The sequence below is a fragment of the Francisella sp. SYW-9 genome, assembly GCF_008711465.1.
Lineage (GTDB): Bacteria > Pseudomonadota > Gammaproteobacteria > Francisellales > Francisellaceae > Francisella.
The window spans coordinates 145,967-164,796 of record NZ_VXKQ01000008.1 but is presented as its reverse complement, the minus strand read 5'-3'; the positions used below and the strand labels follow the sequence as shown (position 1 = coordinate 164,796).

The following is an 18,830-nucleotide window of genomic DNA, read 5'->3' as shown; positions in this document are numbered from 1 at the left end:
AGGTTATATAACAATGAATTTTATTAGTACAAGAGATAAAGATATTAAAGTCTCATTAAGTGAGGCTATGCAATCAGGGTTAGCTCCAGATGGTGGGTTGTTTGTGCCAGAAAGATTCCCAACTGTTGGTTGGCAGAATTTTGATAAAGATATAGGCTATGCTGAGTTTGCTGCAAATACATTAAGAGAATTTTTTAAAGGTGATGAGTTAGAAAGTTCATTAGATAATATTTGTGAAAATGCATTTACTTTTGCTGTGCCATTAAAAAGATTAGATGATAATACTTCTGTTTTAGAACTTTTTCATGGTCCAACATTATCATTTAAAGACTTTGGCGCAAGATTTTTAGCAAATTGCTTAAGTTCTATAGATAGTGATAAGCCTTTTACTATTTTAGTTGCGACTTCTGGTGATACTGGATCTGCTGTGGCAGCGGCATTTCATGGTAAGAGTAATATCAGAGTGGTAGTAATGTTTCCTCAAGGTAAAATTTCTAAAAGACAAGAAAAACAGATAACTTGTTGGGGAGATAATATCCAGGCTGTAGAAGTTGAAGGTGTTTTTGATGATTGTCAAACATTGGTGAAAGAAGCATTTAAGACATCTTGGTGGACAGATAAGACAAAATTAAATACATCAAACAGTATAAATATAGGTAGATTATTACCTCAATCAACTTATTATGCATATACATCTTGGCAGTATTACTTAAAAACTGGTAAAAAAGCTAACTATATCGTGCCATCAGGAAATATTGGTAATATAACAGCTGCTTTTTGGGCTAAACAAATGGGCTTTCCAATCGATGAAATATCAATGAGCTTAAATGCAAATGATACTGTCATAGACTATTTAAATACAGGTGAATTTAATCCAAGAGCAAGTGTTGAGACTTTAGCAAATGCTATGGATGTAGGTAATCCTAGCAACTTTGAGAGATTATTATATCTACTAGGCAATTATGAGAATTTCAAAAATAATGTAAAAGCTACGTGTGTATCAGATTCTGAGATAAAGGATGAAATAAAGCAAGTTTATAAACAATATAACGAAGTTGTTTGTCCGCATACAGCTACAGGTTTTGTAGCTAGAAAGCAAAGTGATAGTAACAAAGATTATATAATTGTAGCTACAGCACATCCTGCTAAGTTTGAATCTGTAATTGAGCCTGTATTAGATATAGAAGTTGCTCCAACAGAAGCGCTACAGCAGTTATTAGATAAAGAGCAGCACAAAGTATCAATAGATAAATCCATGAATGAGCTTTGTGAGGTTTATTCAAAGGCTTTTGATGTTTAGCTTAATTCAGTAAAATATATAACTTACGACTTACTTGTAGAATCTATTGAAAACTATAATTTAACATTATCAATAATAGAAAGAATTCTATAAAAAAACTATTGTCATCCTCGTGCTTGACACGGGGATCTCCTGACTGTTTAAAAGATTCTCGCCTTCGCAGGGAACGACTCTCAGTCATTAAATCAACACTTTTGAGATATATGATCAAGAACCTGTTTTTTTGAAGAAGATAAGTTTACCCAAAATATAATCCAAAGAATAAAAGAGGCTAAAATTGCAACTAAGCCAATTAAAGGAATAATAGATAAGAAGCTAATACCAAAGTAGCAATAAAATAAAGTTGGGTTGTAAATTGCTTTTGCACCAGTATTCTTAGAGAAAGTTTTTGCCTGTTCAGATATTTTAGTAACACAAACAATAATAGCTACCATATTCCATAATGGTATTAATTGAGTCCAAAACCAAGCACCACTAATCTTATCTGTTTGGTTAGCTTCACTATAAGCATTAGACAAGCTTTGTTGCGACATAATATATCTAATAGAAATAAATATATAAATAGCAAAAAAGATTAGAAATATTATTATAGGAAGCAGGGTTGCTCCAGCAGAATTTTGATAGTTATTATAATCAGCGGCCATTGCGATAGATGATAGTCCAATTAGACTTGAAAAAACGATTAGTAAATTTTTAAACATTATTTTACTCCTTATATTATCTAAAAAACTAAAGAATTCTATTAGATAGAATAAGATATGGTAATAATTTATTCAAAATATTTATTAATTTGTTTAGTTGATACTAGTGACTTGCGTAATATCTCCATCTTTAGAGATCTTTATATAATTACCATTTTTAAACCAATCTCCTAATACGTATCTGGTATAACCATCAGCAATATGTATAGCCATTTTATGTGTATGGCCATGAATTACGATATCACAATCTTTACGGTATTTATTGATGCCTTTAGTAGTTACATCGATATTGGGTTTTTTTGTGTTTTTAGAGTAGCTATGACTACGGGCTTTTTTAGCTAATCTTTGGCGGAAAAATAATGGTAGTTTTAAAAATATAAATTGTAAAATACTATTTCTAGCTAGATGTCTATAGAATAAATAACTTTTATCATCACCACACATACGGTCGCCATGTGCTAAAACTATTTTTTTATCAGCAATATTTAAATAATATGGATCTTTAATTAACTTAACACCACTTTGTTGAGTGAATTTTTTACCAATTAGAAAATCACGATTACCATGCATAAAAAAGATTTCTAAACCTTTGTCACTAGCTAGTTTTAGATAGCCAGTAATTTGGTGATAAAACTCATCTGTATGATCATCACCTATCCAATAGTCAAAAAAATCTCCAAGAATATAAAGACAATTATTTTCAGATGAGATAGTTTCTATGAATTTTTCAAATATCTCAGCAGTCTCAGCATGAGAAATATTTAGGTGTAAATCTGCAATTATATATATATCTTTATTATGAACCATATTTGCCACGATAATCTTTAAATTTATTAATCATCTCTGTATTAAGGTTCTCTTTAACATATTGAAATATGCTTTCAAAGTTTGTCACAGCTATTACCGGGATATTAAAGTCTTGAGAGATCTTTTTTGTTGCTGAAATGTCGCTATCTTTAGCTTTCTCTTGGCGATCAATAGATAGAATAACACCTACAATTTCAGCATTTATTGTTTTAAGTTTGTTATATGATTCATAAAAAGCTGTACCAGCTGTCATTACATCATCAACTAATAAGACTTTTTTGTCTGTCATATCAGCTCCAACAAAAACACCACCTTCACCATGAGCTTTTGCTTCTTTACGATCAAAAGCATAGGAAATATCAATGTTGTACTTAAGAGCTAAAACTGTTGATATAGCAGCTACCAAAGGTATTCCTTTGTATGCAGGACCAAATAAAACATCATATTTTATATTACTTTGAGCTATTTTTTGAGCATAATAATTTGCTAATGTTGCAAGTTGATTACCAGAGTTAAACAAACCAGCATTAAAAAAATATGGGCTTATACGTCCTGATTTTAAAGTAAACTCTCCAAATTTAAGAACTTTACTTTCAAGAGCAAATTCTATAAACATATCATTATCCTAAGGTATCTAAATCTAGCTATAAGTATAAATAATAATTCACATAATACCAAGGTAATCTATTTACAAGCTAGACTGGTTAAACTAGAGGGTATAAATAAACTACAAGTATATTTAGAAATTATAAACTGCTATAATTTAGCAAATTTTGTAAATGCTTAAAATCAATTAATGTCAAAACATATTCATATCTTAGGTATCTGTGGGACTTTTATGGGTTCTTTAGCTGTTTTAGCAAAACAAAAAGGCTATAAAGTTACAGGATCTGATACTAATGTATATCCCCCAATGAGCACGTATCTTGAATCACAAGGAATCGAAATATTACAAGGTTTTGATTGCTCGCAGTTAGATATAAATCCAGATGAAATCATTATTGGCAATATTATGACAAGAGGAATGACAATAATAGAAAAAATTCTTGAAGACAAGCTAAATTATTTCTCGGGTCCAGAATGGCTATACCAAAATATTCTTAAATATAAAAAAGTCATTGCAATAGCTGGAACTCATGGTAAAACTACTACTACAACAATGACTATAAAGATGCTTGAACAAGCAGGTCTAAATCCTAGCTTTTTAGTTGGTGGTGTTAGTAGTGATTTTGGGGTTTCATCACGTTATAATGATTCTGAGTATTTTGTTATTGAAGCAGATGAGTATGATACAGCTTTCTTTGATAAGCGTTCAAAGCTGATACACTATGATCCGAGTATTTTAGTTATAAATAACATTGAATATGATCACGCTGATATTTTTAAAGATATTGATGCTATATATTGGCAGTTTCATCAGCTTATTAGAAAAATGCCAGCTAATGCCAATATTATTTATAATGCAGCAGATAAAAATGTACAGAATATTATAGCTATGGGCTGCTGGTCTGAAACTACAAAGATTAATTCGCCTGAGGGTATTCATATTAGTGAAAACTTACCTGATTTTTCTAAATTTAAGCTGAGTGATAATCAGCAGGGTGTAGATGTTTCATGGGGATCTATAGGTGAACATAATGCCTTAAATGCGATGAGTGCTTATGCTGTAGCAAAGCAGCTAAATATCTCAGATGATGATATTAAAAAAGCCTTAGCTAGTTTTAAGGGTGTTAAAAGACGTTTAGAAATCTTATTTAGCAAAGATAATATTACTTTGTATGATGATTTTGCTCATCATCCAACATCTATAAAGCTAACTATAGAAGCAGTACGCAACAAAGATCCAGAAGCTTATATTCTAGCTTTAATTGATCCACGTTCAAATACTATGAGACAAGGTGATAACAAAGATAATCTTCCTATGGCAATAGTTGATGCAGATAAAGTGCTTTTATATAACCATAGTCTATTAAAATGGGATGCTAAAAAGCTTTTGAAAAACTCTAATAATGTTAGTTTTATGACTAATGTAGAAGATTTTACTAAAAATATTAAAGACTTAATAACTAAACATCAAAATAGCAATATTCAAATTGTAATGATGAGTAATGGTTCATTTGATGGTTTAAGAGAAAAGTTAGTTGAGCTTGTGGAGGCATAAGTGAGTAGTTTAATTTATGGAATACATGCGGTAGATAGCTTGGTTGAGTCAAATCAAGCTAAAGAAGTGATTGTATTTAAAAAACAAAATATAAATCCTAAGATTGAAAGCATTATTGCTAATGCTAAATCAAAAGATATTAAAATCACTTTTATTGATAATTTTAAAGCATTGCCTAGCCGTATTAGAAAAGATGCTAATCATCAAAATATTTTTGCAATAGAAAAAAATAATTTTAAGACTTACTCAGAAAAGGATATTAAAAGTTTAATACCTAATGATAAAAATGCCTTTGTTTTAATATTAGATAGTGTTCAGGATCCTCATAATTTTGGAGCATGTATTCGTAGTGCTCATTCTGCTGGAGTTGATTTTATTATTGTACCTAAAGATAATAGTGCACCAATAAATGCAACAGTTAAAAAAGTTGCTTGTGGAGCTGCTGAGCATACAAAAATCATGGTAGTTACAAACTTAGCTAGAGCAATTGAGAAACTAAAAGAGCAAGGTGTTTGGGTTATCGGTTTAGCTGGTGAGGCAGATGAGAGTTTATATGATATGAACTTAGGTGACTCTATCGCTATAATTGCTGGAGCAGAAGGAAGTGGTATGCGCCAGCGTACAAAGGCAAGTTGTGATTTTCTAGCTAAGCTGCCGATGTTTGGAGAAGTTTCTAGCTTAAATGTCTCTGTAGCTACCGGTATTGCTTTATATGAAACTGTAAGACAGAGAATTTGATTAGTAGATCTTTTACAAATAGGATATAGCCCGTATTATAAACTTTAAGCTAGATGATTGAAGTTGTCTAACATAACTAAAAAGCTAAGTTAATAGAAATTGTTTATTATCTTTTTTATTATAGTGAAAGAATCCTTTAAGGTCTGAGAAGGAGATAGTTTAGGCAATATATTCTAGCGAATAAAGATATTTAAAAAAATTAAAAAAATAGCTTATCGATAAATTTTTTTAAAAAATAAAATGAGTCTGCTGCAAAAAAGATACCCTTAACTAAATTTTAATTTATATTTAAAGAACAGGCTAATACTTATTTTCTATAATGAAAAAGACAATAGTGATTATATTGCTATCATTTTCTATATTTTTAGTAAGTTGTGCTCCACGGAATCGTTGTCGGAACTCTAGAACTATAGAGACTCCTAATTCTATATATGTTAGAACAGTCCCTGGCTGGCCAGATAAGGGGCGACCTACAGCAACTTTTAAAAATGGTATTACAGTTGTAGCAAAAAGAAATGGTAGTGGTATAGATGTAAAATGTCCTAAAGGACAAGTCTTACTTGTACAACGTTTAATTGCTGCTGGCACAATTGTAGGTAAAAAATGTAACCTTAAGCAAGGTTGTTTAATTTCTGGAGTTCAATTTATTTTAACAGGCGGGAATGCTAGTTTTACAGCTTACAATAAAGTCATACAGGCAGGAGTTACGATAGAAGATGAAAATGCATGGATTCTAGGCCCTAATAATGGACTTTCATCAGTAAACTGTATACCTAGTGATGATGTTAATAACTGGATCAATACTTAATAAGTATAATTTGTTTTATTATTATCTAAAATTTCAAATCTTATTTAATTTAGTTTAGCAGTACTGCTTAATGCTTATATAAATATAAGTATAACTTTATGGTAAACTATTTCAAAAGTAGTCTTTAATAAAGTCGATAAAATCATGCAGTTTGCTTTTTTGAATAGCAATAAATACGCAGCTATTAATGCTTTAAAAGCAAGTATTGCGGTAATGTTGGGGTATTTGGTTGGATATATATTAGGTGATATTCTTGAGATCCAAGGAATGTATCTATGGATAGTAATAACAATACTTGTTGTGATGTCAACTCAACCAAACTTAGGCGGTGCATTAGATAAAGCTATTATGAGGTTCTTAGGGACATTTATAGGAGCAATTATTGCTACCATAATAGTAGCTTGTGTAGGTAATGATATTATCCAGGTTTTACTATCTATACCGTTTATATTCTTAGCTGTATATTTCGCTGGAGCATCTAGATATAGTTATGCGGGAACTCTAGCTGGTATAACACTAATTATCATCATATTAAATCAGCATCCTGGGGTCCAAGTTGCAATATATAGAGCCGTAGAGATATCTTTAGGGATAATAATTTCCCTAATTGTAAATAGGTTTATTTTTCCTATAAGAGCTGAAACTAGACTTAAAGAAAGTTTTGCTAAAACAATTTCTCAGATACATGACTTTTTTGATATTCTTTTTATCGAACGTAATCACTCTCATAAAAAGCTTAGAGAAAGTATCTTTCATGAGTTTACTAAGCATTTAAATCTTGTAAAAGAGCTTAAGTATGAGAAATCTGCTAAAAAAGTACGTGAATTTGAGAAAATGAGTCTTTATATTCGCAGGTTATATAGGTATATGATAGTGATGTATGAATATATAGAAGCATCATTTGACACTAAAACTATAGAGAAATTAGATAAAGAGCCTGCTTTTATTGAATTTAAGAATCATATTATGCAATCACTATCGGATATTTCTAATGATATTAAAGTTAGAAAAAGAATAAGTTATAAAGAATTGTTGCGTTTTGAGAAGCATATACTACCTTTATTAAAAGACGTTGAATTCTTAAACGATAAGGACGAAAGTTTTACTTTTTATATTAATATGTTTTTAAATGCATTAAAAAGACTGGCCTTAGAATATAATTATATTCTACAAATCTCAAAACATTGATTAAATAGGGGCTTTAAGATAGTATGTAGCCTTGAAATTTTATTATTATATTTTAAGAGGTTTAATTTTTATGAATCTGCATTCAAAAAATCTTTTAATACCAATACTTATTGTAACAATTATCGTTGATATTATGGGGGCTGGATTAGTTTTTCCAATTATGCCATCATTATTTTTTGGTAAGGCATGTATTACATTCGGTGACCCAGGAGGTAATTTCCAAAATTGGTATTATTCAATTGCTTTGGCTTGTTGGCCATTAGGGTTATTGATAGGTTGCCCTGTTATAGGTGAGTTATCAGATAAATATGGCCGTAAGGTTATATTAATTGTTGCACTAATAACGACATGTATTTCATATATGCTATCAGCATATGCAATATATTCTCATGATTACTTACTATTTATTTCAAGTAGGTTTATTAGTGGTCTAGCTGGAGGAGCTTTTGAAATTGCTCAAGCTGCAGTTATCGATATATCATCAGAAGAAGAAAGGTCTAAAAATTTAGGTTATATTACAATGGCAGCATCACTAGGATTTGTAGTTGGTCCCATTGTAACTAGTTTTGTTTCATCGATGAGCATTAATCATATAATACCATTTATGTTTGCAGCAATATTATCTTTTATAAATATGATTTTTATTGCAATTGTAATGAAAAAAGATCTTCCTAAGAACCCTGGTTTAGTTGTTGAGCTAGGAACAATATATAAAACGATATCATTTTTATTATCTGATAAAAGAGTTAGGCTAATAGGTGTTGTTTACTTACTTATACAATGTGCATGGGGCTTTTATGGCCAGGGTGTAGCATTATTCTTAAATTTAACATATCACTACAGTATATCTTTAACAGGACTTTTCTATGCTGTGATGGGATTATCTACAGCTATTGCAAGTATCACTATCCAACCTAAAGTTTTTGCAAAATCATCAAAGCAAGTAGCATTTGTTAGATCTGCAGTAATTTGTGGTATTGTCTTTGCATTAGTTTCTATTTTAACTAGTCAAGGAGTTCAATGGTTATTAGCTATAGTAGTATCTGTTGCTCAGTTGATTTGCTATACGGCTTTACTATCAATGATATCTGCAGCGGTAACAGATAAAGAGCAAGGTAAAGCAATGGGAGCTGCAGGAGCAGGATTTGGATTAGCTTGGTTCTTAAATGATATTATGATGGGTCATTTATCAGCAATATCGCCATCATCACCTATATCATTTGGTTCAATTATGTATTTTAGTGCTGCGATTATTTTTGTATTTTCTATCAAAATCTTGCGTGAGAGGGTACAATAATAGCCAATTTAATTAAAATTGTTTTATTCTTTAAATGCAATTAATATCTTTAAAAAATATAAGTCTTAATTTTGGTACACATATAGTTTTAGATCAAGTTGATCTTGATATATCTAAAGGGCAAAGAATATGCTTAATTGGGCGTAATGGTACTGGTAAATCATCCTTATTAAAAGTTATTGAAGGAAATGTTACTCCAGATGATGGTGAAATTATAGTTCATAATAATGCTAAAGTTGCCAGCATGATCCAAGAGGTTCCAAGTGATATAGCTGGTAGTATTACAGATGTTATTCTCCAAGGATTAGGAGAGCTTGGGGAAAAACTGATTTCATATCAAGATATTCTAGTGCATAATGCTCAATCAGCAGAGTTAGAATCTCTACATAAATATATAGACGAAAATCATGGCTGGGGTTACCTTAATGATGTTGAAGTTTTAGCTTCTAAACTTAGCCTGGACTCAAAAGCCCAATTTAGTGATCTATCTGGTGGAATGAAAAGAAGAGTTATACTTGCTCGAGCATTAATAAATAAACCTGATTTGTTACTTTTAGATGAACCGACAAACCATCTTGATATAAATTCTATTAAGTGGTTAGAGGAGTTCTTAGCTAATTTTAGTGGGGCGATACTTTTTATTACGCATGATAGAAAATTCTTAAATAATGTAGCAAAGAGCATTATTGAACTAGATAGAGGTCATCTATATTCTTTTGATGGCAATTATACTAAGTTTTTGGAGAAGAAAGAGCAAATTTTAGATGCACAAGAGAAGGCTAATAGTGAGTTTGATAAAAAACTAGCTCAAGAGGAAGTCTGGATTCGCCAAGGTATAAAAGCTCGCAGAACAAGAAATGAAGGGCGAGTTAGAGCCTTAGAGCAAATGAGACGTGAGCGTAAACAAAGACGTGAAGGTGTTGGTAAAGCAGATATTAAAGTTGCACAAGCTGAGAAATCTTCTAAAAAAGTTATTCAAGCAAATAGTATTGGTTTTGAGTATCAGGGGAGTTATCTTTTTGAAGACTTCTCAACGGAAATTCACAAATCAGATAAAATTGCGATAATAGGCCAAAATGGTTGTGGGAAAACTACTCTTTTGAATTGTTTATTAGGTGTTGAAAAACCAACTCAAGGTGGTGTGGTATTAGCAGATAATATTAAAATAGCATATTTTGATCAGCTAAGAGACCAGTTAGATGAAAGCTTAAGTATAATTGATAATGTTAAAGAAGGTTCTGATTTTCTTAATATAAACGGTAAAGAGACTCATGTGATAACATATCTACAGAAATTCTTATTTACACCAGAGAGGCTACATTCTCCGATTACACATTTATCAGGCGGGGAGAAAAATCGTTTATTATTAGCTAAGATTTTATCTAAGCCTAGTAATGTTATAGTTCTTGATGAACCTACTAATGATCTAGATATTGAAACTTTAGAAATCCTAGAGGAAATGCTAATAAACTACCAAGGTACTATAATTTTAGTTAGTCATGATAGAGAGTTTATAAATAACGTTGCGACAAGTTCAATAGTATTTGAACAAGGCCAATTAAATGAATATGTTGGAGGCTATGATGATTGGGTATCACAGCAAAAGCAAGTTGAGCGGACTAAAGCTCCTAAAAAAATTGATGAGCCTAAAAATAAACTAACTTATGAGCAACGTAAGCAGTTAAGAAACTTACCAAATCAAATAGAGAAGTTAGAAAATAATATCGCTAAGATAGAAGCACAAATGGGGGAATTAGACTTCTATCAAAAACCTCAACAAGAAATAACAAAAATTCAAAATCAGTTAGATCAATCCAACCAAGAATTAGAGGAAAAATACGCTCTTTGGGAAGAGCTTTTAGAGTTAGAATAATCAAAATTTGTCTGTTTATCTATGTTATTATATTAGTTATGTTCATCTAATTTTTAATTGTTATATTACTAAAATATGGTTACACAAGAAATAGATTCAAAAGATCTTAAAGAGGAAAAAAAAGTTTTAGTCATAACGTCATTAGCGGAATTCTCTGAGCGTTATGGGTATTATATAATTCAATCGTTATTAATATTTTATTTAATTGATAAATTTCATATTTCTCAACACTTATCGGCTTCCTTAGTTGGAACCACTCTTGCGATGGTTTATATCTCAGCTATTTTAGGTGGGTTTATAGCAGAACGATATTTAGGATATTATCGAGCAGGATTTTTAGGTTCATTTTTTATGGTATGTGGTTTTTTTATACTTGCATACTCCTCAAATCAAAACATGCTATATTTAGGATTAAGTTTTGTATCTGTTAGTACAGGTCTTATAAAGTCAAATATGTCTGCTTTTATAGGAAGATTTTATGATAGATCTACTTTAAATGATTCAAAAAGAGACTTTGGATTTAATATCTTTTATATGGGTATTAATTTGGGTAGCTTTAGTGCCTTGTTCATTGCTAGCTGGTTAAAAGATCAATATGGCTATGGAGCTCCTTTTTATAGTAGTATGGCTGTTAGTGCTTGTATGTTATGTATGCTTATTATAGGGTTTAAGTTTTTAGGTAAGCATATTATAGATTTTAAACTTAGCTTATCCATCATCATAAAAGTAACAGTTTTGCTAGCTGTATATATAATGATTTTGTTTTATATTTTTGAGCAGCCAATGATAGCTAACTTTTCTATAATTGTAGCTTTGGCTGGATCTGTAGTAATACTTATACTTTCTATAAAAAAATCTAGTATTAAAAAAGTGATAATAGCAGGAATATTTTTCTTATTATCAATAATATATTGGGGATTGTATTTCCAAATATTTATTAGTGTATTATTGTTTACACAGTATGCTGTTGATACTTCTACATTAAATCCGAGTCAGTTTTTAAGCATTGAATCACTTAGTGTTTTGTTTTTTGCTAGTATACTGGGCTATATTTGGACGCTATTAGATAAGTTAGGTAAGAAAGTTGAGGATGTTGATAAATTTAATATAGCTTTTGTATTAATGATTGTGACATTCTTAATTATATTAGTTTCAATACTTGCTTCTTCAGAGGGTGCTAAGGTTGCTGCCTATGGAATTATATTTGGCTATATAATTTTAGGTATTTCAGAACTATCTTTATCCGCCATTGGCTTGTCAATGATTACAAAGATAGCTCCAAAAGGTTTTGTAGCTTTATATATGGGCATATGGCTAGTTACTTTAGGTGTAGGAGGTAAGCTTGGAGGCTTTATAGCTAGTTTCTTCTATATATCAGAAAATAATCTAAGCTTAGCTAAGGCAAATATGTGTGATGGTTTAGATACATTTATTGTTTTAGCTGTATTAACAAGTCTTTCAATTTTATTATTAAGAAAGTTTGTAAATAGGAATGTTTAAGCATATTTTTTTGAGAGGTGGGAATTTAGAAAAGTCACTTTGATACTTTGGTTAAACAAAAACTAGAAATATAGCTTTTTAGTAAATCTTGAATAGTTGCAACAAAAACTCATATTTTCATATTTTTCCTGTATATACATCTAATTGTTTTCTATCGTTTGCTATATCTTGAATTGAGTTAGCCTCTAAAATTATTATATCTGTAATAGCTTCAACCTGATGTGTAACATTAGGAAGCACTTCTATTAAACTTTGTCCTTCTATTATTTTTTCATGTATATCATCACTATTAATATCTCTATATGAAAATTTAATTTTTCCTGTTAACAATACAAATAACTTAGGATTAGTAGCATCTGATAAGCCTTTATGATAAGTGTTACCACTGATGCTTCCTGATTTCCTGGTGATAAAAATAAAGTTATCTTGTTGACGACAAAGTTTGAAAGAAGATGTTATTCCTCTTTCATCCTCCCCAATCGTATTAAAAGGAACTATTTTAACTATACTCATAAAAACTCCTATATAATTTAAGCTTAGAGTAAATTTATTAATTCTTAGTAGCAATATTAATTGTACTATTATGAAAGTGTCTAGACTTATATAGATTATTTTTATTTTAATGATTCTACTTTTTTACTTCCCAAGTATTTCTAAGAGTTACAGTTCTATTAAATACAAGCTGATCTTTTTTGCAGTCTTTGATATCTGCGATAAAATAGCCAATTCGATTAAACTGAAAACGTTGCTCAGGAGTTACATTTTCAAGAGATCTTTCAACTTTAGCATTCTTTATAATTTGCAAAGATTCTGGATTTATAATATCTTCAACATTATCAAAGCTACCAGGATTCTCATTGTTAAATAAACGATCATAAACTCTTATTTCTGCATTTAGACAGTTATTAGCATCAATCCAATGGATAATTCCGTTTGGTTTTATACCATCTTCTGGCTTTTTACCACCTAATGTTTCTGGTAGATATGAACATTTTAACTCAGTAACATATCCTGTCTCATCAGTTATAGCTTCAAGACACTCGATGACATAACCATTCATCAAGCGGACTCTGCCATTTGGACAGAGCTTTTTCATACCTTTTTCAAGCTCAAATACAAAATCATCTCTTTCGATAAAAATCTCTGAAGATATTGTAATATCACGACGACCTAAATCAGGATTTTGTGGATGATTTGGTACATTTAGTTCATGAGTCGGCATATCTATAATGCTTACTTTTATTGGGTCTAACACAGCATTTTTTCTTAGAGCATTTTTATTTAGATCATCACGGATTGATTCTTCTAAAACAGATACATCAATAATAGAGTCTTGCTTAGATATCCCAACCAGGTCGCAGAAATTACGCATTGATTCTGGCGTGTAGCCTCTACGACGATAGCCCTTAATAGTTGGCATACGTGGATCATCCCAACCATTAACAAGTTGGTTATCTACGAGGTATTTTAGTTTTCTTTTACTTGTTATTGTATAGTTTAAGTTAAGTCTAGAAAACTCGATTTGCTGAGGTCTTGTCTCAAACTCTGTTTCAGAAACTACCCATTCGTAAAAAGGTCTTTGATCTTGGAACTCTAAAGTACATAGTGAATGTGTAATTCCTTCAATGGCATCTTCTAGAGGGTGAGCAAAGCTATACATTGGATAGATACACCATTTATCACCAGTTTTAGGATGGTTTGAGAATTTTATTCTATATAAGGCAGGATCTCTTAGATTTATATTACCAGAAGACATATCTATTTTTGCTCGTAATGTCTTGCTTCCTTCGGGGAATTTGCCATTTTTCATTGCTTTGAAAAGCTCTATATTTTCTTCAATAGAGCGATTTCTATATGGACTATCTTTTCCAGCCTCTTTTAATGTCCCGCGATATTCTCTAACTTGTTCAGCTGATAAGTCACAAACGTAAGCCTTGCCTTTTTTGATAAGCAATACAGCTAGCTCATACATCTTATCAAAATATTCAGAAGCAAAGTGAGGCTCATTTTTCCATGTGTAGCCTAACCACTGAACGTCTTCCTGGATAGCATTTATATATTCGATATCTTCTTTATCTGGGTTTGTGTCATCAAAGCGTAAGTTACATTTACCTTCAAACTCTTCTGCAATACTAAAATTTAAGCAGATAGACTTTGCATGACCTATGTGTAAATATCCATTTGGTTCTGGTGGAAATCTTGTTAATATGCTCGAAACCTTCTTAGTTCCTAGATCTTTTTTTATAATATTTTTTATAAAATTAGTTTTGTTTACTTTAGTCTCATTACTCATGATTTTTTATATAGAAATAGTTGAATTAACAAATTTACTAATAGTTTACTTTATTCACAAAACAATAACATATTTTTTTGAAAAAAAAGTATATACTGGCTATAATTTTCACTTAAAAGCTAATTGTTATTTAAGCTAAGGAACTTTAGCAATGGATCCTTCTACCATAGATGATAATAAATACTTATATACTTCAAAAAATGTATATCGAAACTTATCTTTAGAGCAACTTGCAAAATATGCAGAACATAATCGTGGCTTTATACAGCGGAAAGGTAAAACTCTTGTAGTTGATAGCGGTAGTATTAAAGGAAGACTGCCTGATGATAAATATATTGTAGAAACTAAATATGCAAAAAAGAATGTCTGGTGGAATGAAGAAGGTTCTGATAATAAAAGACTAAAAAGAAAAAACTGGAAGCTTATCAAGCAAAAGCTTTGCCAAGATGTATCTCAAAGAGATTTGTTTGTAGTAGATGGGTTTTATAATCATGATGAGAAAAGAAGAGTTGCTGTTAGACTAATAACTACACAGGCTTCAGCGGCTTATTTTTTCAAGCTTGTAACAATATCTGATAATGGTTCTGAACAGTTCGAGCCACAATGGGTGGTAATGCATTCGCCTGAAACAGAGATCGAGAACTATGAGGAACTTGAATTAAATTCATCAAAGGCTGTTGCGACAAATTTGAAACAGCGTGAGAGTATACTTGTCGGAACCTATTATCTAGCAGAAATAAATAAAGTTCTGCTATCTGTGATGAGTTATTACTTATCTTTAAATGATATTGGTGTTTTTTATTGCGCTGTTGGAGTTGATGCAGAGGCCAAAAGTAGTATGTTTTTTGGTTTATCAGGTAGTGGCAAAACAACATTAGCTTTAGATAAGCAAAAGACTTTAGTGACAAATGAAGCTGTTGCTTGGACAGAAATGCGAGGAGTATATAGTTTAGAGTCTGGATTAACTATAAAGTCTGCAAGTTTTAAAAAGGATGATCCTCGAATTGCAAAACCTTTGAAAAGTGATCTTCTAATAGAGAATCCTAATTTTGATGAGAATAAAAATATTATATTTGGTCAGAAGAGTAGATCCCAAAGTAATACTTATGTGACTTTTCCACGAGAAAATTTTGATAGCCTTATTAATACTGATAGTCCAAGTACTATAATCTTTCTCGTTAAAGATGCAAAAGGAATTTTACCAAGAGTTGCAAAATTAAGTAAAGGTCAAGCTATTTATTATTTTCTATCCGGTTATACATGTACTTCTACCGGTGTCGAGTCTGGGGTTACAGAGCCTAAACCAGAGTTTTCAAGTTGCTATGCACAGCCATTTTTATTACTTAGACCAACTAGATATGCAAGTATTCTGCGTCAAAGGTTAAAGCATAGTAATGCTAATATTTATATGGTTAACGTTGGTTGGATCGATGGTGATCATAAAACTGGTAGAAGAGTACCTACCGAAGAAACAAAGATTGTGGTTGATTACTTATTAAATAAGTCAGAAAATGTTGGTTTTAAATTTGAAAGACAAAAGTACTTTAATTTTAAAGCATTAACATCCATTTATGATAATGATGAAGTGTTTCATTTAAATAATATTTGGGATGATAAATCAGAGTATAAAAAACAATACAGAGCTTTGGCAAAAGACTTTATCAAAAACTATACACAGTTCGAAAATGATGAGTTTGCATTAAAATACAAAAAGTTCCAACCGGATATTTAGTGTTAATCCCATTGGCTATATGAAAAATCTTCTTTATTTATTATAATATCCCTAATCCGCAAGAACTTAAAAATAGAATGTTAATTTATCTTTTTAAATGGCTAAGCCATTATTTCAATGGTTTAGGGGTTTTTAGTCATTATATCTCTATCAGAATTATTATGATTTCAATCACATCTTTACTAATCACACTTTTTTTAGGATCTCCAATGATTCGCTGGTTACAAAAGATGCAAATAGGTCAAGTTGTGAGAGATGATGGTCCAGAAAGTCATTTTTCTAAGAAAAACACACCAACAATGGGAGGTGTATTAATATTAGCATCTATAGTTATATCATCATTGCTATGGGGTGATTTATCAAGTATCTATTTATGGATTTTAATACTGGTAGTTGTTTTTTTTGGAGCTATTGGATTTATCGATGATTATTTGAAACTAGTACTTAAAACCCCCAAGGGGTTAAGAGCTAAACATAAATTTGCATTACAAACCATATTTTCAATTATATTGGCAATAATTTTGTTTTATCTTTTATCAAAAGATGGACAAATGAGTTTATCTATACCGTTTTCAAAGAATTTATGTATACCTTTGGGAATAGTATTATTTATAGTTCTAACATTTTTTATTATCAACGGTAGTAGTAATGCTGTCAATCTTACAGATGGTTTAGACGGCTTAGCAATAATGCCAGTCGTTTTAGTAGCTTTAGGCTTAGGTATATATGCATATATTGAAACTAATAGTAATTTAGCAAGTTATCTTTTGTTTAATTATTTAGGTAATCAAGGGCTTGCTGAGGTTGCTGTTTTTTGTGCTGCTGTATGCGGTTCAGGGTTAGGTTTTTTATGGTTTAATTCATATCCGGCTGAAGTTTTTATGGGAGATGTAGGATCATTAACTTTAGGAGCTGTTTTAGGTGTTATAGCTATAATGATTCGCCAAGAGTTAATATTTTTTATAATGGGGTTACTTTTTGTTGTAGAAGCTCTGTCTGTGATGCTACAAGTAGGTTCTTATAAACTTAGAAATGGTAAAAGAATCTTTAGAATGGCACCCATACATCATCATTTTGAGTTAAAAGGTTGGCCTGAAACTAAAGTTGTAGTGCGTTTTTGGATAATCTCATTAATACTTTTTTTAATTGGCTTGGTAGCTATTAAGGTTCGATAATGTTTAGTTTTCACTATAATGACATTAGGATTTCTAAGTTATTAATGGTTGGATATGGAGTCACAGGGAAGTCTGTTTGTGATTTTCTAGCAAATTTCATTGACCTTGAAGTAGATATATCACAAAGTGATGAAGAATTTCAAAATTATGATTTAAATAGTTATGATTTAATAACAGTTAGTCCAGGTATACCACTTAATAAGTCTCCATATAGAGAGTTATCTAAATACAAAGATAAAATTGTTAGTGATATAGATATATTTTATCAATATATTAAAAATACAAAAGCAAAAACCATCGCCGTAACAGGATCAAATGGCAAAAGTACAGTAGTTACTTTACTTGATTTTGTGCTTAGAGAGCTTGGACATAAAAGTATTCTAGTTGGAAATATTGGTACACCTGCACTAAATAAAATAGATGAGAAATTTGATTATTGTGTTATAGAAACATCAAGTTTTCAAATAGATATATTTCACTCTGTAAAGTTTGATATTGGTTGTGTTATTAATGTATCCCCCGATCATTTAGATAGATATGCAAGTTTTACTGAGTATAAACAATCAAAGCTAAATCTAGCAAACTTTAGTAAAGATTTTTTTGTATATGATGTTCATAATAATGGTGTTAAATATGCAGGGGAATATGAAATAGTAAGATCTAGTATATATAAGAATGCTACTAAACTTCTTGATATTGCGGAGATTAAACTATTCGGAGAGCATAATTTAGAGAATATTATAGTTGTTTTAAATATATTAGATAGATTAGGGCTAGATACCTTAAAAGCAATAACTGCTATTAAAAAATTCAAAGGTTTAGCCCATCGTTGTAAAATTGTTAAAAATGTTAGCGGCGTGACTTATATAAATGATTCAAAAGGTACTAATGTTGGAGCTACAGTTGCAGCACTCAATAGTATAACTAATACAAAAAATATTATATTGTTATTAGGTGGTGTAGCTAAGGGTGGGGACTTTAGCCTAATGATTGAGTCACTCAAGAAATATGTTAAACATGTTTTTATATATGGACAAGATAAGCAATATATACAAGAGTATATTAAAGATAGCTGTAGGTATGAGCTATGTAATAATATGTATGAAGCTCTTGAGTTAGCAAATAAAAAAGCACATGGTAGTGAAATAGTCTTATTATCTCCAGCTTGTGCAAGTTTTGATGAATTTAAAAATTATGTGAAACGTGGTGAAGCTTTTGAAGATTATGTTGCACAGTTAAAACATCTAGGAAGCTAAA

At 30.7% G+C, this 18,830-nt stretch carries 16 protein-coding genes; 11 read left to right on the top strand and 5 right to left on the bottom strand.

The annotated features are described in order from the left end of the window. Positions 1 to 13: 13 nt before the first annotated feature. Positions 14 to 1,300: a threonine synthase gene (gene thrC, locus F3D62_RS04455; protein WP_150467046.1), complete on the top strand. Its 1,287-nt coding sequence runs from the start codon at positions 14 to 16 to the stop codon at positions 1,298 to 1,300. A gap of 185 nt (positions 1,301 to 1,485) precedes the next feature. Here thrC and F3D62_RS04450 read toward each other — a convergent pair whose 3' ends face one another. From F3D62_RS04450 to pyrE, 3 genes are all read right to left on the bottom strand, one after another. Further along, positions 1,486 to 2,001, bottom strand: coding sequence for a hypothetical protein (locus tag F3D62_RS04450; RefSeq protein ID WP_150467045.1), 516 nt, complete (start codon positions 1,999 to 2,001; stop codon positions 1,486 to 1,488). A gap of 93 nt (positions 2,002 to 2,094) precedes the next feature. Continuing rightward, the gene (locus tag F3D62_RS04445) at positions 2,095 to 2,808 is read right to left on the bottom strand and encodes a UDP-2,3-diacylglucosamine diphosphatase (protein ID WP_150467095.1); all 714 of its coding nucleotides are present in this window, start codon (positions 2,806 to 2,808) and stop codon (positions 2,095 to 2,097) included. After that, a complete protein-coding gene (pyrE, locus tag F3D62_RS04440; protein WP_150467044.1) occupies positions 2,798 to 3,424 on the bottom strand; it encodes an orotate phosphoribosyltransferase in 627 nt (208 codons plus the stop codon). Before pyrE ends, F3D62_RS04445 begins: the two co-directional genes overlap by 11 nt. A gap of 180 nt (positions 3,425 to 3,604) precedes the next feature. Between pyrE and mpl the strand changes: the two genes are divergently transcribed. The 7 genes from mpl (at position 3,605) to F3D62_RS04405 (ending at position 12,373) form a co-directional block, all read left to right on the top strand. Further along, entirely contained in the window at positions 3,605 to 4,969 is a 1,365-nt protein-coding gene (gene mpl / locus F3D62_RS04435; protein WP_150467043.1) for a UDP-N-acetylmuramate:L-alanyl-gamma-D-glutamyl-meso-diaminopimelate ligase, read from the top strand. Further along, entirely contained in the window at positions 4,970 to 5,707 is a 738-nt protein-coding gene (gene rlmB / locus F3D62_RS04430) for a 23S rRNA (guanosine(2251)-2'-O)-methyltransferase RlmB (RefSeq protein WP_150467042.1), read from the top strand. A gap of 319 nt (positions 5,708 to 6,026) precedes the next feature. Next, on the top strand, positions 6,027 to 6,515 hold the full coding sequence (locus tag F3D62_RS04425; RefSeq protein WP_150467041.1) for a hypothetical protein: 489 nt from the start codon (positions 6,027 to 6,029) through the stop codon (positions 6,513 to 6,515). 144 nt (positions 6,516 to 6,659) lie between these two features. Further along, a complete protein-coding gene (locus tag F3D62_RS04420) occupies positions 6,660 to 7,703 on the top strand; it encodes an FUSC family protein (RefSeq protein ID WP_150467040.1) in 1,044 nt (347 codons plus the stop codon). 70 nt (positions 7,704 to 7,773) lie between these two features. Further along, positions 7,774 to 9,000, top strand: a complete 1,227-nt coding sequence (locus tag F3D62_RS04415) for an MFS transporter (protein ID WP_150467039.1) — start codon at positions 7,774 to 7,776, stop codon at positions 8,998 to 9,000. A 34-nt stretch (positions 9,001 to 9,034) separates the two neighbouring features. Beyond that, complete coding sequence (locus F3D62_RS04410) at positions 9,035 to 10,873, top strand: ATP-binding cassette domain-containing protein (protein WP_150467038.1); 1,839 nt, start codon at positions 9,035 to 9,037, stop codon at positions 10,871 to 10,873. A 75-nt stretch (positions 10,874 to 10,948) separates the two neighbouring features. Then, on the top strand, positions 10,949 to 12,373 hold the full coding sequence (locus F3D62_RS04405) for a peptide MFS transporter (RefSeq protein WP_150467037.1): 1,425 nt from the start codon (positions 10,949 to 10,951) through the stop codon (positions 12,371 to 12,373). A 117-nt stretch (positions 12,374 to 12,490) separates the two neighbouring features. Here F3D62_RS04405 and F3D62_RS04400 read toward each other — a convergent pair whose 3' ends face one another. Together F3D62_RS04400 and F3D62_RS04395 are read right to left on the bottom strand one after the other, a co-directional pair. Beyond that, positions 12,491 to 12,886, bottom strand: coding sequence for a hypothetical protein (locus F3D62_RS04400; protein ID WP_150467036.1), 396 nt, complete (start codon positions 12,884 to 12,886; stop codon positions 12,491 to 12,493). Between the two features lie 115 nt (positions 12,887 to 13,001). After that, a complete protein-coding gene (locus tag F3D62_RS04395) occupies positions 13,002 to 14,666 on the bottom strand; it encodes a glutamine--tRNA ligase/YqeY domain fusion protein (protein ID WP_150467035.1) in 1,665 nt (554 codons plus the stop codon). A 151-nt stretch (positions 14,667 to 14,817) separates the two neighbouring features. Between F3D62_RS04395 and F3D62_RS04390 the strand changes: the two genes are divergently transcribed. The 3 genes from F3D62_RS04390 (at position 14,818) to murD (ending at position 18,829) form a co-directional block, all read left to right on the top strand. After that, the gene (locus F3D62_RS04390; protein ID WP_150467034.1) at positions 14,818 to 16,398 is read left to right on the top strand and encodes a phosphoenolpyruvate carboxykinase (ATP); all 1,581 of its coding nucleotides are present in this window, start codon (positions 14,818 to 14,820) and stop codon (positions 16,396 to 16,398) included. Positions 16,399 to 16,475: 77 nt separating this feature from the next. Further along, complete coding sequence (gene mraY / locus F3D62_RS04385) at positions 16,476 to 17,573, top strand: phospho-N-acetylmuramoyl-pentapeptide-transferase (protein ID WP_150467033.1); 1,098 nt, start codon at positions 16,476 to 16,478, stop codon at positions 17,571 to 17,573. Further along, on the top strand, positions 17,573 to 18,829 hold the full coding sequence (gene murD / locus F3D62_RS04380; protein ID WP_150467032.1) for a UDP-N-acetylmuramoyl-L-alanine--D-glutamate ligase: 1,257 nt from the start codon (positions 17,573 to 17,575) through the stop codon (positions 18,827 to 18,829). The genes mraY and murD overlap by 1 nt, the downstream gene beginning before the upstream one ends. Position 18,830 lies beyond the last annotated feature (1 nt).

Excerpts from the sequence above, each read along its gene's own strand:
- thrC (WP_150467046.1), top strand. The coding sequence starts at position 14 with ATGAATTTTATTAGTACAAGAGATAAAGATATTAAAGTCTCATTAAGT.
- F3D62_RS04450 (WP_150467045.1), bottom strand. The coding sequence starts at position 2,001 with ATGTTTAAAAATTTACTAATCGTTTTTTCAAGTCTAATTGGACTATCA.
- F3D62_RS04445 (WP_150467095.1), bottom strand. The coding sequence starts at position 2,808 with ATGGTTCATAATAAAGATATATATATAATTGCAGATTTACACCTAAAT.
- pyrE (WP_150467044.1), bottom strand. The coding sequence starts at position 3,424 with ATGTTTATAGAATTTGCTCTTGAAAGTAAAGTTCTTAAATTTGGAGAG.
- mpl (WP_150467043.1), top strand. The coding sequence starts at position 3,605 with ATGTCAAAACATATTCATATCTTAGGTATCTGTGGGACTTTTATGGGT.
- F3D62_RS04425 (WP_150467041.1), top strand. The coding sequence starts at position 6,027 with ATGAAAAAGACAATAGTGATTATATTGCTATCATTTTCTATATTTTTA.
- F3D62_RS04420 (WP_150467040.1), top strand. The coding sequence starts at position 6,660 with ATGCAGTTTGCTTTTTTGAATAGCAATAAATACGCAGCTATTAATGCT.
- F3D62_RS04415 (WP_150467039.1), top strand. The coding sequence starts at position 7,774 with ATGAATCTGCATTCAAAAAATCTTTTAATACCAATACTTATTGTAACA.
- F3D62_RS04410 (WP_150467038.1), top strand. The coding sequence starts at position 9,035 with ATGCAATTAATATCTTTAAAAAATATAAGTCTTAATTTTGGTACACAT.
- F3D62_RS04405 (WP_150467037.1), top strand. The coding sequence starts at position 10,949 with ATGGTTACACAAGAAATAGATTCAAAAGATCTTAAAGAGGAAAAAAAA.
- F3D62_RS04400 (WP_150467036.1), bottom strand. The coding sequence starts at position 12,886 with ATGAGTATAGTTAAAATAGTTCCTTTTAATACGATTGGGGAGGATGAA.
- F3D62_RS04395 (WP_150467035.1), bottom strand. The coding sequence starts at position 14,666 with ATGAGTAATGAGACTAAAGTAAACAAAACTAATTTTATAAAAAATATT.
- F3D62_RS04390 (WP_150467034.1), top strand. The coding sequence starts at position 14,818 with ATGGATCCTTCTACCATAGATGATAATAAATACTTATATACTTCAAAA.
- mraY (WP_150467033.1), top strand. The coding sequence starts at position 16,476 with ATGTTAATTTATCTTTTTAAATGGCTAAGCCATTATTTCAATGGTTTA.
- murD (WP_150467032.1), top strand. The coding sequence starts at position 17,573 with ATGTTTAGTTTTCACTATAATGACATTAGGATTTCTAAGTTATTAATG.